The sequence below is a fragment of the Enterobacter sp. ENT03 genome, assembly GCF_019218745.1.
Classification (GTDB): Bacteria; Pseudomonadota; Gammaproteobacteria; order Enterobacterales; family Enterobacteriaceae; genus Enterobacter_D.
Window position 1 is genome coordinate 505,094 of the sequence record NZ_JAHUXA010000001.1, and the last position, 14,237, is coordinate 519,330.

Annotated in this window: 11 protein-coding genes; 1 reads left to right on the top strand and 10 read right to left on the bottom strand. The window is 57.7% G+C overall.

Annotation, left to right across the window (positions count from 1 at the left end; genetic code table 11):
- Nucleotides 1–80: 80 nt before the first annotated feature.
- Genes mukB through cmoM form a run of 4 tightly spaced genes read right to left on the bottom strand, consistent with a single transcriptional unit; the run spans nucleotide 81 to nucleotide 7,325 of the window.
- Entirely contained in the window at nucleotides 81–4,535 is a 4,455-nt protein-coding gene (mukB, locus tag KW828_RS02475; RefSeq protein ID WP_218334839.1) for a chromosome partition protein MukB, read from the bottom strand.
- Nucleotides 4,535–5,239 (bottom strand): chromosome partition protein MukE, encoded by a 705-nt coding sequence (gene mukE / locus KW828_RS02480; protein ID WP_072568041.1) that lies wholly within the window; start codon nucleotides 5,237–5,239, stop codon nucleotides 4,535–4,537. Before mukE ends, mukB begins: the two co-directional genes overlap by 1 nt.
- Complete coding sequence (mukF, locus tag KW828_RS02485; RefSeq protein WP_218334840.1) at nucleotides 5,220–6,542, bottom strand: chromosome partition protein MukF; 1,323 nt, start codon at nucleotides 6,540–6,542, stop codon at nucleotides 5,220–5,222. Before mukF ends, mukE begins: the two co-directional genes overlap by 20 nt.
- A gap of 3 nt (nucleotides 6,543–6,545) precedes the next feature.
- A complete protein-coding gene (gene cmoM, locus KW828_RS02490) occupies nucleotides 6,546–7,325 on the bottom strand; it encodes a tRNA uridine 5-oxyacetic acid(34) methyltransferase CmoM (RefSeq protein ID WP_218334841.1) in 780 nt (259 codons plus the stop codon).
- A gap of 118 nt (nucleotides 7,326–7,443) precedes the next feature.
- On the opposite strand from cmoM, the gene elyC reads away from it, so the two are divergent.
- Nucleotides 7,444–8,223: an envelope biogenesis factor ElyC gene (gene elyC / locus KW828_RS02495; protein ID WP_218335357.1), complete on the top strand. Its 780-nt coding sequence runs from the start codon at nucleotides 7,444–7,446 to the stop codon at nucleotides 8,221–8,223.
- Here the strand turns inward: elyC and KW828_RS02500 are convergent.
- The 6 genes from KW828_RS02500 to msbA all read right to left on the bottom strand — a co-directional run bounded on the left by KW828_RS02500 (nucleotide 8,188) and on the right by msbA (nucleotide 14,221).
- Nucleotides 8,188–9,093, bottom strand: a complete 906-nt coding sequence (locus KW828_RS02500; protein ID WP_218334842.1) for a YcbJ family phosphotransferase — start codon at nucleotides 9,091–9,093, stop codon at nucleotides 8,188–8,190. The genes elyC and KW828_RS02500 overlap by 36 nt on opposite strands.
- 146 nt (nucleotides 9,094–9,239) lie before the next feature.
- Nucleotides 9,240–9,992 (bottom strand): 3-deoxy-manno-octulosonate cytidylyltransferase, encoded by a 753-nt coding sequence (gene kdsB, locus KW828_RS02505; protein ID WP_218334843.1) that lies wholly within the window; start codon nucleotides 9,990–9,992, stop codon nucleotides 9,240–9,242.
- On the bottom strand, nucleotides 9,989–10,171 hold the full coding sequence (gene ycaR, locus KW828_RS02510) for a protein YcaR (protein ID WP_072568036.1): 183 nt from the start codon (nucleotides 10,169–10,171) through the stop codon (nucleotides 9,989–9,991). The genes kdsB and ycaR overlap by 4 nt, the downstream gene beginning before the upstream one ends.
- 54 nt (nucleotides 10,172–10,225) lie before the next feature.
- Nucleotides 10,226–11,455, bottom strand: a complete 1,230-nt coding sequence (locus tag KW828_RS02515) for a winged helix-turn-helix domain-containing protein (RefSeq protein WP_218334844.1) — start codon at nucleotides 11,453–11,455, stop codon at nucleotides 10,226–10,228.
- 31 nt (nucleotides 11,456–11,486) lie between these two features.
- Nucleotides 11,487–12,476 (bottom strand): tetraacyldisaccharide 4'-kinase, encoded by a 990-nt coding sequence (gene lpxK, locus KW828_RS02520; protein ID WP_218334845.1) that lies wholly within the window; start codon nucleotides 12,474–12,476, stop codon nucleotides 11,487–11,489.
- Nucleotides 12,473–14,221, bottom strand: coding sequence for a lipid A ABC transporter ATP-binding protein/permease MsbA (gene msbA, locus KW828_RS02525; RefSeq protein ID WP_218334846.1), 1,749 nt, complete (start codon nucleotides 14,219–14,221; stop codon nucleotides 12,473–12,475). The genes lpxK and msbA overlap by 4 nt, the downstream gene beginning before the upstream one ends.
- Nucleotides 14,222–14,237 lie beyond the last annotated feature (16 nt).

The following is a 14,237-nucleotide window of genomic DNA, read 5'->3' on the forward strand; positions in this document are numbered from 1 at the left end:
TTTAAAGAAAATGACGCCGAAGAGGCCGGTTTCGGTAAAAGAAAAAGGGTGGCTGATGCCACCCTTTTGGTCTGAGACGATCAGGATGCGCTGGCATCCGCCGTACCGGGCAACGGCTCCGGTAGCTGCGGCGCGAATCCACGCAGCCCCACCACGTGCACATGCTCCTGATTATTGAACACTTTACGCACCAGTTTGTAGGTGGTGCCTTTTTCCGGACTGATGTTTTCCGGTGCCGCGATGATTAACTGCATCTCCAGGCGTTCACAAAGTTCAAACAGCGTGGCGATGGAGCGGGCATCAAGACGGGCCGCTTCATCAAGAAACAGCAGACGGCATGGCGAAATATCTTTACCGCGCAGACGCCGCGCTTCGTCTTCCCAGCTCTGCACCACCATCACCAGAATGGACATCCCCGTACCGATCGCCTCCCCGGTGGACAGCGCGCCGGATTCTGCGCGCAGCCAGCCGTCGGAGCCACGGTTCACTTCCACTTCCATCTCCAGATAGTTGCGGTAGTCCAGTAGCTCTTCACCGATGGTCTGCGGCGTGCGCTGCCCCATGTCGATCTGCGGATTCAGGCGCTGATACAGCTTCGCCAGCGCTTCTGAGAAGGTCAGGCGGTTACTGTTAAACAGATCCTGATGCTGCTCGTGCTGCTCCGAGAGGACGTTCAGTAAGGTAGCGTGCGTTTCTCGTACGTTAACGTTAAGCCGCACGCTGTTCACCTGACCAAAGGAGACGCTTTGCAGGCCCTGATTCAGCTGACGAATACGGTTCTGCTCGCGCTGAATGGTTTTGCGGATAATGTTCGCCGCGCTGCGGGAGCTGATCGCCAGCTTCTGCTCGCGGGACGTCAGCTCTTCCGTCAGACGGCTAAGCTCGATTTCCATCTGTTCGATGGCCTCGACCGGATCGTCGGTGCGAATAATATCCTGACGGATACGCTCGCGCAGATGCTGATACACCGCCACAAAGAACTGAATTTTACGCTCCGGACGTTTCGGATCTTCCGACAGCCGCAGCACGTCGCGCAGGTGTTCGTTGTCCGACACCGCCAGACGCAGCGCACCCAGCGCTTTATCCGACATCGAACGCAGTTCATCGGCACTGAGATACGCCAGTTCGCGGCGATGCAGACGGCGCTCAACGCCATTGTCTTTCACCATGCGCATTACCGCGCACCAGCCCGCTTTCGACATCACGACCTGCTCGCGCATTTCATGGTAGTCGCGCTCCAGACGTTTAAGGCTGCGCGTCAGGGTATCCATCTCCGCCTGACACAAGGTCAGGGCTTTTTCCAGCTGGTTACGGCGCGAGCGGTTACCGGACAGACGGGCGTGCAGCTCGTCACGACGAATACGCGCGCGCTCTTCAGCCCCGCTGTCGGCGCGCACGCCGATGTCCTGCAACTCTTTTAGCAGATCGTTAAGCAGCTCTTTTTTGGTTTCGTAAGAACTTTTCAGCGACGCCTGCACCTGGCTGTACTGGCTCAGCTGCGCGGCATGGCTGCGCAGCGCGTCACGCGCGCGGGTACGTTCGGCTTCCGCCTGCTCCAGGCGTTTACGCAGCTGCTCGTTAAGATCGCTGTTGCCGTCGAGCATCTGCGCCGAATCGCTGTAGCTGAAGTGCGCGCGGCGCTGTACCACTTCGATCAGCGCAAACGCCTGCTGACGCGCATCGCGCTGTACCTGCTGAGAGTAAGCGTAATCTTCTTTCAGCTGTTCGTATTGTTCTGGATCGCTTTGCAGCACCGAGACCATCGGCTCCAGCTTCGCCAGCTGATTGCCGAACTGCTGAATAAAGCGCGCCGCTTCCTCGGCCTCGTCGAGACGTTCGCGGATCTCGTCCACCCGGTCAGCCAGGGTGTCATCTTCCAGCAGGCTGATGCGCGGCAGCAGGCGGTTCAGGGCGGCTACGCCCTCTTTCGCCTGCTCAAACTGCATACGGCTTTGCTGGTTGTCGTTTTCATGGGCGCTGATGGCGCGCTCCAGTTCGCCGCGGCGACTGGTCAGCTGGCGGATCTCAGCTTCGGGATCGTTTTCGAACGCCACGCCAATATGACCGCCGATAAAGCGGCTGAACGCCTGATGCAGACGCTGGGTTTTCTGCACGTCAAAAGACAGGGTTGCGAAACGCTCAGAGAGGGTTTCACGCTCGGCATGCAGGCTTTCAATGCGGTTTTCACGCGCTGCGCGGCCAAACAGCGGCAGCGACGGGAAGCGCGAATAACGCCACTGGCGATCGGCGACTTTCACAATCACCGCTTTTTCCAGCTCGTCCACGCCGAACACGCTGTCGTCAAACGACTGCGGATCCCCTTCGATCAGATAGAGATCTTCCGGACAATCGTCCAGCCCCTCTAACTGTTCGGTGATCAGCGACAGATCCGGCACTACGATCGCGTGGCGCGACGGGCCATAAAGCGCAGAGTAATACGGCGCGTCTTCAAGGCTGACATCGTCATAGATTTCCGACAGCAACACGCCGCCGAAACGCTCCGCCAGCGCGTTAAGACGCGGATCTTCAGAGCCACCCGGCTGACTTAAGCGCTCGATTTCGTCGTCAACTGCCTGTTTGCGTGCGCCAACTTCATCGCGCTCGACGATGGCTTCGCGTTCGCGCTCGAGCAGCTGTTGCAGATATTCAGTAACATCCTGGCTGCTTTCAAACGCTTCGCCGGTCTGCTCACACAGCTGCGCCAGGCTGTTCTGCGCCGCCAGCCAGATCGGGGCGCGCTTCATCAGCACCTGCACGCGCGACTGTAACTGCTCCAGCTCCTGACGCAGCGCCATGCGCTGTTCACCGGCGTTGGCTACGGTGTCGGACAGCGAAGCGATTTGCGCTTCCAGTTGCTGATGCAGGGCTTCGAGGCCGTCGGCATCAATATTTTTACCGTGGCGTTTACAGAATTCCGCCAGCAGACGTTCGGCGTCCTGCTGTTCGCGCAGACGCTGCTCCAGCTCGTTCAGACGCATACGCAGCGGTTGCACCTGCTCCGCCAGATGGCGCTGGTTCACGCCGTCGCGCAATAAGTCGCGCGCCACGCTCCACGCCTCGTTACGGGACAGCGGGCCATTGATCGCCGCCACCAGCTGGTAAGCCTGTTCAAACTGGCTGTGCGCGGTTTGCGCGACGCTCATTTTCTGATCGAGAGACAGCAGTTTTTCGGTGGCTTCCTGCTCTTTAGCCTGGAAGGTTTCCAGCCATTCGTCGGCGCTGTCGGCGGTGAGATCCGGCAGATGGCACAGCTCGCGGGCGCGCTGCAGGGCCTGTAACGCCTGGTTGTACTGAATGGCGCGCGTTTGCTGCACGTCCAGCGCCTGCTGGTAGTTCGCCAGCTGGCTCTTCAGCTCATCCACTTCCAGCTCGGCGGCTTCGGCGCGGGCTTCGTTTTCTTCCTGCTGATCGGCGGCTTCCGCCACCACTTCGTTCTGTTCTTCGAGACGGATTTGCAGTTCTTCAAGATCCGCTTCATAGCGCTCGATTTTTTCCTGCTGGCGCAGCGCGGTTTGCACCAGGTTCAGGTGATCGCTGGCAGCCTGATATTCGGCTTCCAGATCGCCCTCGGCCCCGGTGTGCTCCTGCAACTCACGCGCCATATCCACGTGCTTATACTGCTCCGCTGACAGCTGCTGACGGGAAGTAAAGAGTTCGCGACGGAAGGCCAGCGCCTGATCGAGATGCACGCGGCGCTCGTTGGCATGGCGCATGTAGTCTGAGGCCACATAGTTGGTGGCTTCTGAGATCAGGTGTTTGAACAGGTCCCTGTCCGACTGGGTGACGCGGATCGCCTCCAGCGTCATGCGGTTTTCACGCAGCGCGGCTTCCATATCCTGGAACGCCTTGCGCACGCCGCCGTTCTCCGGCAGCAGGTAGTCGCGCAGCGAGCGGGTAATGGCGCTGGAGATCCCGCCGTAGAGCGAGGCCTCGATCAAACGGTAGAATTTGCTACGGTCGGAGGCCGAGCGCAGGCGACGGGCGACAATGCCCAAATCGAACATCAGCGAGTGATAGTCGGTGATGGAGTTAAACTGCTTGAACTGCACCCCTTCCAGGGTGTCGAGTTTGTCTTTCAGCTCGGCCAGCGACAGCACGCGCGCCTGACGATCGTTTAAGGTTTCGGTCAGCAGCTGCGTCGGCAGAATATCAGCAGGCAGCCCCTGGATAGCGAACGGCTTGATGTCCACTTTGCGATCGCGTCCGGCGACCTGTTGCAGGCGCACGCCCACCACCACGCGCTGCTGGCGCGAGTTGATGACGTCGAGTACCGAATAACAGACGCCCGCTTTCAGTTTGCCGTGCAGACCTTTATCGCGCGAGCCGCTGGTGGCCCCCGCTTCGGTGGTGTTACGGAAGTGCAGCAGCGTCAGATCCGGGATCAGCGCCGTGACGAACGCCGCCATGGTGGTGGATTTACCGGCACCGTTGCCGCCTGACAGCGTGGTGACCAGTTCATCGAGGTCAAAGGTGCGGGCAAAAAAGCCGTTCCAGTTAATCAGCGTGAGTGAGCGAAATTTTCCGCGGTCGATCATTATTCTTCCTCCCCACCGTCCGGCAGAGTTTCTTCCTGCTCGTCATTGAGCTGCAGGTTATTTTCAATCTGCATGGCTTCGCCATCACGAATTAAGCGACGCTGCGCTTCACGCGGATCGTCGCCGCTGCGCACGTCTGCCCCAAAGCGGAACACCGATTCGTTAATGCGGAATTTGCTGTTGTCGTTACCCATAAACCAGATCATGCCGAGGCGGCGCAGACGGTTTAACGAGGAGCGCACTTTTTCCTGCAGTTTCTGCCGGTCAAGGTCAGAGCCGGTAGAACGGTTGTTCACCAGTTTCAGCAGCTTCATTTCATCCGCCAGCGACAACAACTCATCATAGAGTTCCTGCTGGCTGAAAATGCCTTCGTTTGCCAGACGCTCCGGGCTGAGATAGAGGTAGCAGAGAATTTTGCCGACCATCATGTCCAGCTCTGACAGCACCGAGCGGGGAATAAGCGTGGTGGAGCGCGGGCGCAGGTAGAAGAAGCCTTCCGGTGCGCGGATCAGCTCCACGTTATAGCGGGCGTAAAACTCTTCCAGATACTCCTGGAAATCCATCAAAAAGGCGTGATTATCCAGCTCATCCAGACCGATATGACGACCGGCGCGCAGTGCGCTGTCCAGCGCCGGAAACAACGGATTCGCCAACGCCTGCGCCAGCTTCACTGGCATCACTTGTTCAATATTTGTCAATGACATGCGCCTGTACCCTGGCTCCGTAATCGTTAATCGGCTGCCATTCTGGTGGCAGTCCGGTGAAATCGCCCTGCGCTACGCCGAGGCGCACCGCCTGATCAACCACAATGCGCGCCACGTCGAAGTGACGCGTGCGCGGGTATTGCGACAGATACTCGCGTACCACGAGGCCCAGATCGAGCGGCACTTGTCTGGTCTTGTACACCACCAGTTGCGCTTCGATCATCGCGGCGAGCTGCTCGCGGATTTCATTAAATTCTTCAAATTCCAGATCCGGCGGCAGTTCGCCGGTTACTTCTTCATCGCGCAGCGTCATTTCTTCGTCGCGCATATCCAGCAGACGATCGGCGCTGGCATAGGTCAGCGCCCAGGGATCGTCGAAATAGGTCTGGACTGACTGACGCAGACGCTGGGCAAAGACGCGGTTTTTATCCATATCGATAGCGGTACGGATAAATTTGTGCACGTGGCGGTCATAGCCGATCCACAGGTCAATGGCCTGCTGGCCCCAGCTGATAATGCGGTCGAGCTTGCTTTGCAGATCGAACACCAGGCGGTCCACAAACTCCAGGTCGGTACGTCCGACGGTAGCATCCTGAATTTGCAGTAAATTAGCCTGTAACTTATCGCCTGCCGCCTCCAGCGTATCCTGTAACTCGCGCAGTGTACCTGAGGTTTCTGACAGCAAAAGTTCACAGCTGGAAATCGCCGCGCGCCAGTCTTTGTTCAGCAACTGCGCGATGTCGTCTTTCACCAGTTGCTGCTGTTCGTCCATCACGCGCTGGGTGAGATCGATACTGTCGAAGATCTCCGCCACTGAATATTTCAGCGGCGCGAAAACGTTGCGGTGCCAGTGGAATTCATCTCCGCCCTCGTCGGCGGCATCGGCGGCGCGCTTCAGTTCGGCCGCCACGATGGACAGCTGCATGGAAAGGCGTAGCGTGGAGAATTCGCGCTGGCGAATGTAGTAATCGGTAATGCCCATGCCAAGCGGCGTCAGGCGGTAAATGGCATTACCTTCAGCCTGTTCGCTGGTAAAGCGGTTCAGCAGACGTTGACGCACCATGTCGTTGATCGCGTTGTTCGCGCGCACGCTGATGGTTTCGCTGGTTTGCTCAAACGCATCACTGACGTGGCGGAACGCGTCTACCAGTTCCCCTTCGCTCATTTCCCCGTCGAGGCGTTCGCCATTCAGCGTGGCAACGGCCAGCAGAAATGAAAGCCGGTCTACCGGCAGCGAAATGGAAAAATCATTTTTCCTCGCCCAGGCGACCAGTTCGGGGACTGTCTGAGAAAATTCACTCATCGTTTATCCTTGCACCTGCGGCTTTAGCGCGGTCACGTGTATATAGCGGCCAAGATTGATATAAGGCTCCTGACGGCAATAGCGTGTTTCTAATTCGACTAGCGCTGGAAAACAGTCGCGTTGCATCTGTTTTACACGCAGATAATCATGGAACACCCGCACGCCCGTTTTGCCGGTGATCTGCCAGCCGATCTGTTCCAGCCAGCGATACACCAGGGCGGGATCGCGCGGGTAATCAGGCGACAGCGTGCGCTTTTTCTTCTTCGGCATCCCGAGCTGCACGTAATCAAAGTTCCCGACCACCATGTTGTGCATCAGCAGGCCGTGGACGTTAAAGAACATCAATGATAACGCCCCGCCTTCACGCAAGACCGACCATAAGGTCTTAAGCGCGGTGACCGGATCGGCCACCCATTCCAGCACAGCGTGAAACAATATCAGATCAACCGGGGTTTCCAAATGCTGACTGACGTCCTGCACCGCGCATTGTACAAAATGCATGTTGCCGCTCACACCCTGCGCCTCGGCGGCGGCTTTTGCGCGAACGATCATCTCAGCCGACACATCGCACAGCGTGACATGGTGACCGCGCTGCGCCATTTTAATTGCCGTTTGCCCTTCACCGCCGCCAGCATCGAGAATGCGCAGCGGCTGCGTGCCGAAGGTCGCCAGCAGGCCATCGAGATCCTGCCATAAAATCGCCTGTCGCAACTGGCCCTTGGTCGTGCCATAGATGTTGCGGGAGAACTTTTCCGCGATGTCATCAAAATTGCGATCCTTCATGGCTGCTCCGCGATCCTGGCAAAACCGCTATTTTGTCACAGCCGCGCCCAGAAGGAACCTATCTGGTGTAATATCGCCGGAATTCACCTGCTGTATGGTTAAAAAGGAGACGGATGCGGTGTTTTTTACGCTCAAAAAATATATTGGCGGTTTCATTCTCCCCCTGCCACTGCTGCTTTTGCTAATGGCCCTTGGGATCGCCCTGCTGTGGTTTTCGCGTTACCAGCGCACGGGCAAAACCCTGGTCAGCGTCAGCTGGCTGGTTCTGTTACTGCTGAGCCTGCAACCGGTCGCCGATGGCCTGTTAAAACCCATCGAAAATAAATACCCCACCTGGCGCGGCACGCAGCCGGTCAGCTATATCGTGGTGCTCGGGGGCGGCTATACCTGGAACCCGGACTGGGCGCCAAGCTCTAACTTAATTAACAACAGTCTGCCGCGGCTGAACGAAGCGGTACGGCTGTGGCGGATGAACCCCGGCGCGAAGATGATTTTTACCGGCGCGGCCGCGCAAAGTAATCCAGTGACCACCGCCGAAGCGGGCGCGCGGGTGGCAGAAACGCTCGGTGTGCCGCGCAGCGACATCATCACTTTAGGATCGCCTAAGGATACGGAAGAAGAAGCGGCGGCGGTAAAAGCGGCGATTGGCGATGTGCCCTTCCTGCTGGTGACCTCGGCATCCCATCTGCCACGGGCGATGATTTTCTTCCAGCAGGCAGGGTTACATCCGTTGCCTGCACCGGCTAACCAGTTAGCAATTGCCTCCCCGCTTAATGCCTGGGAGCGCGTCATCCCCTCCCCGGTCTGGCTGATGCACAGTGACCGGGTCGGCTATGAGACGCTGGGACGTCTCTGGCAGTGGTTAAAAGGTACTTCCGGCGAGCCAGGGAAGGAGTGATTTAGAGGCCAGTTCAAAGCGGCTGCGGTTAAACTGGCCGGTGTTGACCAGCTGCGCCACTTCGTCCCACAGCGTATACAACCAGCGCCGCCAGATAAAGGATTCAGCGACGGGCGCGCGCTGGAGGTAATGCCATAACAGGCTTTCGGCGTATTCGCTTTCGCACAGCCGGAACAGTTCATATTCCCGTGGCGCCCAGAGCATCGGGCCAGGACTCACCGCTGCCAGCAGCTGGTCGCTGCGCGAATCTTTCAGCATGCTGCGCAGGTTGAAATTGCCGTGCACCAGCACACAGTTGTCATTAAAGCCGTCAAACATGGCAGGCAGGCATTCCCGGGTGCGGAACAGAATGCGTTTGTTTTGCATGGTGAGACCGGTATTTTTGAACTGACTGAGCGTCGTCCACAGGACTTCAACGCGCTGGCGATACCACGATGGCCAGACATTTTCCTGAGTGCTGTCCACAACGCCCACGCAGCCGTGGCTGTCATGGCGGTGCCAGCTCAGTAATCCTTCGACAATCTGATCTTTCAGCTGTTGCCAGCGCGCCGGTGAACGCGCAGGCGCTTCTACCGACACGCCGCGCAGTCGCTCAATCAATAAGACATCAGGGCCCGGATGCTCTTCATGGGTCATCACGCCGTACACGACCGGTAAACGTACCGTGCCGCTGCGTGACAGCATCGACATTTTCCACGCCAGTTGACGCGCAAGGCCAGGGGTGGTGAAGCTTCTTGCCAGTAAAGGCAGCGGGTTTCCGTTGCTGTCGTACAGTGACCAAAGTGCGGTGTCCGCTTTTTCGCTCACGCATTCCAGACGACTCAACTTTTCGCCCAGCAGGTGACTCAGTTCGGCGCGCAATCTTTCCATATCTGTTTACCCTTATGAAAACTCCTGTTTTCATAATGAGCGCCCGTCACAGTGTTGTCACCCGGATGAGATCAAAAGAGTCAGAGATAGTCCAAAGATAAGGCTGAACTGTGTTTTCGCTTATCTTTGGACGCAGGAGGCAGGGTTTAGCGTTGCGCCATTTCGACGCGGACGCGTTCCAGATCGTCCGGCGTATCTACGCCAGTACCCGGCACCGTCTGTGCGACGTCAACGTGGATCTTTTCGCCGTACCACAGCACGCGCAGCTGCTCGAGCATTTCGATCTGCTCAAGCTGGCTCGGTTGCCAGGTGACATAGCGGCGGATAAAACCGGCGCGGTAACCGTAGATACCGATATGACGCAGGAAGGTATCGCCGATGGCGTCACTGCTTTGGGCAAAACGATCGCGATCCCAGGGAATGGTAGCGCGGGAGAAATAGAGCGCGTACCCCTCGGCATCCGTCACCACTTTTACCGCGTTGGGATTAAAGGCTTCTTCTGCGCTGTGGATCGGCACAGCCAGCGTCGCCATACCGACGTCGCGCTGCGCCAGATTATCCGCCACCTGGCGCACAATCGCCGGGGGGATCATTGGCTCGTCACCCTGGATATTCACAATGATGGTATCGTCAGCCAGACCGCATTTTTCCACCACTTCCGCCAGACGTTCGGTACCGGACTGGTGATCGGCACGGGTCATGCACACTTCGCCCCCTACCGCTTCGACCGCGCGGGCCACATCTTCGTGATCCGTGGCGACAATAATGCGTTCAGCGCCGGATTCGCGGGCGCGCTCCAGCACGTGTACCACCATCGGCTTGCCATTAATGTCTACCAGCGGTTTGCCCGGCAGACGGGTTGATGCGTAGCGGGCCGGAATAATGACGACAAAACTCATGGACGATTCTCTTCAGCTGTCAGCGCGCGGGCTTCATTTTCCAGCAGCACCGGAATGCCTTCACGTACCGGGAATGCCAGGTTATCGATTTTGCAGACCAGTTCCTGTTTCTCCTGGCTGTAATAGAGTTTGCCGGTGCAAACCGGGCAAGCGATGATTTCAAGCAGACGATGATCCATGGTTTCTCCAGATGGAACAGATAAGGTTTTGCAAAAGTTTACCATATACATTTCTCAGGCCGGGTCAATTTCCCAGCCTGCGGGATACTCGCTGAATAACCCCGGCGGGCAGCGCGACAAGCTCACGCGGCTTGCCCCTTGCCAGGCGGCAAATTCAGTAATGGCACCGCGAAGTCCCTTTTCCAGCATACGGCCCGGCGTAATCCCGGCTTCCAGATAAAGCGCGATAATTTCCAGCACGCCCGTTTTACGGTGCATTTTGGCATCCATCCGCCCGACCAGTTGGCCCGCGTGCAGCAGCGGCAGGACAAAGTAGCCATACTGGCGTTTAGGCGCGGGGGTATAGCACTCCAGACGATAGCTGAAGTTAAATAACTGTTCTGCTCGCTTGCGATCCCAGACCACCGGATCAAAAGGTGACAGCACGGCGCTGTGGGTCGCGGTCAGTTTTCCCGCAGCGGCCTGTTCCAGCACTTGCGCCAGCGAAGCATGCACCCATGCCGGACCAAGCTCATCAACCGTTACAGGGATTATCTTTTGTTCTTCCTGCCAGCGGGCCAGTAAGGCGGGGAGCGCGGGCTGACGCAGCCGGTAGTAGTCTGCCAGCCACTGCGCACGAAACAGCCCAAGGCTGCGGGCGCTGTTTTCCAGCATGATGGCTTCGACTTGCGCCTGGCTGAGCAGGTCGCGTTCGTCATCCCACTCCGGCATTACCCGCGTCGTCAGATCGTAGACGCGCTGAAAGTTTCGTCGTTCCACCACCATCACCTTGCCGGCGGTGTAGAGCCCTTCCAGATGGCGTTTATGGGGTTTCCAGTCCCACCAGCCGCTGGTGCCGGTGCGCGGATGGGAAAAATCTGCCGAGCGTACCGGGCCATTTTCCTGAATCTGCTGCAACAGCTGTTCGATCTCCTGCGCATGCTCCTCCATCCAGGCGGAACGGTATTTCCAGCCCATATTTTCTGGGTCGAGCATGCGATGGCGCACCAGCGAAAAATCGCTACGCGGCAGAAAACACGCTTCGTGGGCCCAGTACTCCATGAGCTCACCCGCACGTAAGGCATCATCCAGCCAGTGCTGCGGATAGGTGCCGAGACGGCTGAACAGCACCAGATACGGGCTGCGCGCTACGATGTTAATGGTGTCAATTTGCAGCAGAGACATCTGCCGAATGGTGGGGAGAATGTCAGAGGGACGGGCGCGGCGGCGCGGTTTTTTCAGCAGGCCCTGCGCGGCGAGATGCAAACGGCGGGCGGCAGACAGCGAAAGGTGCGCAACGGACATGAGGATCCCTGAGGTAAGCAGCGCGTCCGGTTCAGGCCTGACCTTTCTGCGCCAGCGTAAGCAGTTCCCGGAGAAGATGTTCAGGCATCTCGCCTGACAACTGTGCATCTACCGGCAGATACCACCAGTGATCTTCAGCAAATGCACGACACTTCACCGCGTCTTTTTCGGTCATCACCAGCGTCTGACCGGGTGTAGTAAAAGCACTGACCTGAGCATGGCTCAGCGCCTGGTGATCGGCAAGCGCAATACGTTTTTCAGGCTCAACGCCGCAATCGACAAGGGTGGCAAAGAAACGCGGCGGATGGCCGATGCCCGCCATGGCGACAATATGCGGCAAATCGCGCACGTCCCGACGCTCACCGCTTTTCAGGTTAATCGCCTGGCCGGGCTGCAGGCGCATCGGAATTTCGCCCTCTCGTGCTTCACCGCCGTTGACGATCACTGCATCCACACTGCGCAGCCTCGATGCCCGCTCGCGCATTGGCCCGGCTGGCAGCCACCAGCCGTTGCCAAAACGACGCACACCGTCGATCACCACAATCTCTTTATCTCTGGCGAGGCGATAGTGCTGTAATCCATCGTCAGTGACGATCAGCTGCACCGGATAACGGGCGAGGATCGCCTGTACCGCATCGGATCGCACCGGGGATACGGCGACTGGCGCGCCGGTGCGCTGGAAAATCAACACCGGCTCATCGCCCGCTTCCTGTGTCCTGGTTTCCGGGGTCAGCAGCAGCGGATAGTGGGCGGCTTTTCCGCCGTAACCGCGCGAGACGACACCCACGCGCACGCCCCGCTGTTGCAGTTGCTCGACCAGCCAAATCACCACCGGCGTCTTGCCATTGCCGCCAGCGGTAAGGTTTCCCACCACCACCACCGGCACAGGTGCGCGCCAGGATTTTTTCAGCCCTGTACGATAGATCAGGCGGATGGCACCGCTCACCAGGCCATACAGCCAGGAGAGCGGCAGCAACAGTCGCCATAGCGGCGACTCACCTGACCAAAGGCGGGCAATCATTCGCCAAACTGCATCTTATGAAGCTGAGCATAGACGCCGCGCTGGGCAAGCAAATCGGCATGGCTGCCGCGCTCCACAATACGCCCGTCTTCCACCACCACAATTTCATCCGCCTTTTCGATAGTCGAGAGGCGGTGCGCGATAACCATTGAGGTGCGGTTTTTCTGCAGTTCATCGAGCGCCGCCTGGATCGCACGCTCAGATTCGGTATCCAGTGCCGATGTCGCTTCATCAAGGATAAGAACCGGGCTGTCGCGCAGCAGGGCTCGGGCGATGGCGATACGCTGACGCTGGCCGCCTGAAAGCAGGACGCCATTTTCACCAATGATGGTATCCAGACCGTTATCCATCTTATTGATAAAGTCCAGCGCATAGGCCATGCGAGCGGCGTTTTCAATCTGCTCACGGCTGTATTCTTCGGTACGCGCATAGGCAATATTGTTTGCCACAGTGTCGTTGAAGAGATGGACGTTCTGCGAGACCAGCGCCACCTGATTACGCAGCGAGGCCAGGGTGTATTCGCGCAGATCGTGTCCGTCGAGCAGAATCTCCCCTTCATCGATGTCGTAAAAACGGGTGAGCATACTTGCCATGGTCGATTTACCCGACCCGGAACGCCCTACCAGTGCCACAGTTTTACCTGCCGGAATAGTCAGGTTGATATTACGCAGCGCAGGGGTTTCGCGGCCCGGATAGGTGAAAGTGACGTTACGGAATTCAATGTCGCCTTTCGCGCGTTCGATCTGGCGCGTACCTTCATCTTTTTCCTGCTCGCTATCGAGAATAGAGAACAGCGTCTGGCAGGCGGCCATGCCGCGCTGGAACTGGGCGTTGACGTTGGTCAGGGATTTCAACGGACGCATCAGGGCGATCATGGAGGAAAACACCACGGTGATGGTACCGGCCGTGAGGGTTTCCATGACGCTCGGGAAGCTGGCTGCATAAAGCACAAATGCCAGCGCCAGTGAGGCGATGAGCTGAATAATCGGATCTGAAATTGACGAGGCAGAGACCATTTTCATGCCCTGCAGACGCATCTTGTTGCTGACCTTATCGAAGCGTTTGGCTTCCACGTCCTGACCACCAAAAATCAGCACTTCTTTATGCCCTTTCAGCATCTGTTCAGCGCTGGTGGTAACCTGCCCCATAGTGTTCTGCATGTTCTTACTGATATTACGAAAACGCTTTGACACGACGCGGATCGCAATGGAAACAACCGGTGCCAGCACGATCAAAATGATGGACAGCTGCCAGCTGTAATAAAACATCAGCACAAACAGGCCGATAATTGATGCGCCTTCACGTACAACGGTAATCAGCGCCCCGGAAGAAGAGGAGGCAACCTGTTCAGAGTCATAAGTAATACGAGACAGCAGCGTCCCGGTAGACTGCTTATCAAAGAAGGCAACCGGCATCCCCATCATGTGGCCGAACAAACGGCGACGCATGGTCATTACTACTTTGCCTGACACCCAGGAAATACAGTAACTCGACACATAACTGGTGAGTCCGCGTACGATCATCAGTCCAATGACCACCAGCGGCATCCACAGCAGCACCGAGCGATCTGTTTTACCAAAGCCTTCGTCCAGTAAAGGTTTGAGGAGCGATAGCATAAAGGTATCGCTGGCTGCGTTGAGGATTAACGCTACACCCGCCACGAGCAGCCCCGTTTTGAAAGGTGCAATCATTGGCCAGAGACGGCGGAATGTTTGCCACGTGGAGAGATCTTTGTCGTTATGCATTCAAAAAACCAGCACT

Coding starts and splice junctions, on each gene's coding strand:
- mukB (WP_218334839.1), bottom strand. CDS start 4,535: ATGATCGACCGCGGAAAATTTCGCTCACTCACGCTGATTAACTGGAAC.
- mukE (WP_072568041.1), bottom strand. CDS start 5,239: ATGTCATTGACAAATATTGAACAAGTGATGCCAGTGAAGCTGGCGCAG.
- mukF (WP_218334840.1), bottom strand. CDS start 6,542: ATGAGTGAATTTTCTCAGACAGTCCCCGAACTGGTCGCCTGGGCGAGG.
- cmoM (WP_218334841.1), bottom strand. CDS start 7,325: ATGAAGGATCGCAATTTTGATGACATCGCGGAAAAGTTCTCCCGCAAC.
- KW828_RS02500 (WP_218334842.1), bottom strand. CDS start 9,093: ATGGAAAGATTGCGCGCCGAACTGAGTCACCTGCTGGGCGAAAAGTTG.
- kdsB (WP_218334843.1), bottom strand. CDS start 9,992: ATGAGTTTTGTCGTCATTATTCCGGCCCGCTACGCATCAACCCGTCTG.
- ycaR (WP_072568036.1), bottom strand. CDS start 10,171: ATGGATCATCGTCTGCTTGAAATCATCGCTTGCCCGGTTTGCACCGGC.
- KW828_RS02515 (WP_218334844.1), bottom strand. CDS start 11,455: ATGTCCGTTGCGCACCTTTCGCTGTCTGCCGCCCGCCGTTTGCATCTC.
- lpxK (WP_218334845.1), bottom strand. CDS start 12,476: ATGATTGCCCGCCTTTGGTCAGGTGAGTCGCCGCTATGGCGACTGTTG.
- msbA (WP_218334846.1), bottom strand. CDS start 14,221: ATGCATAACGACAAAGATCTCTCCACGTGGCAAACATTCCGCCGTCTC.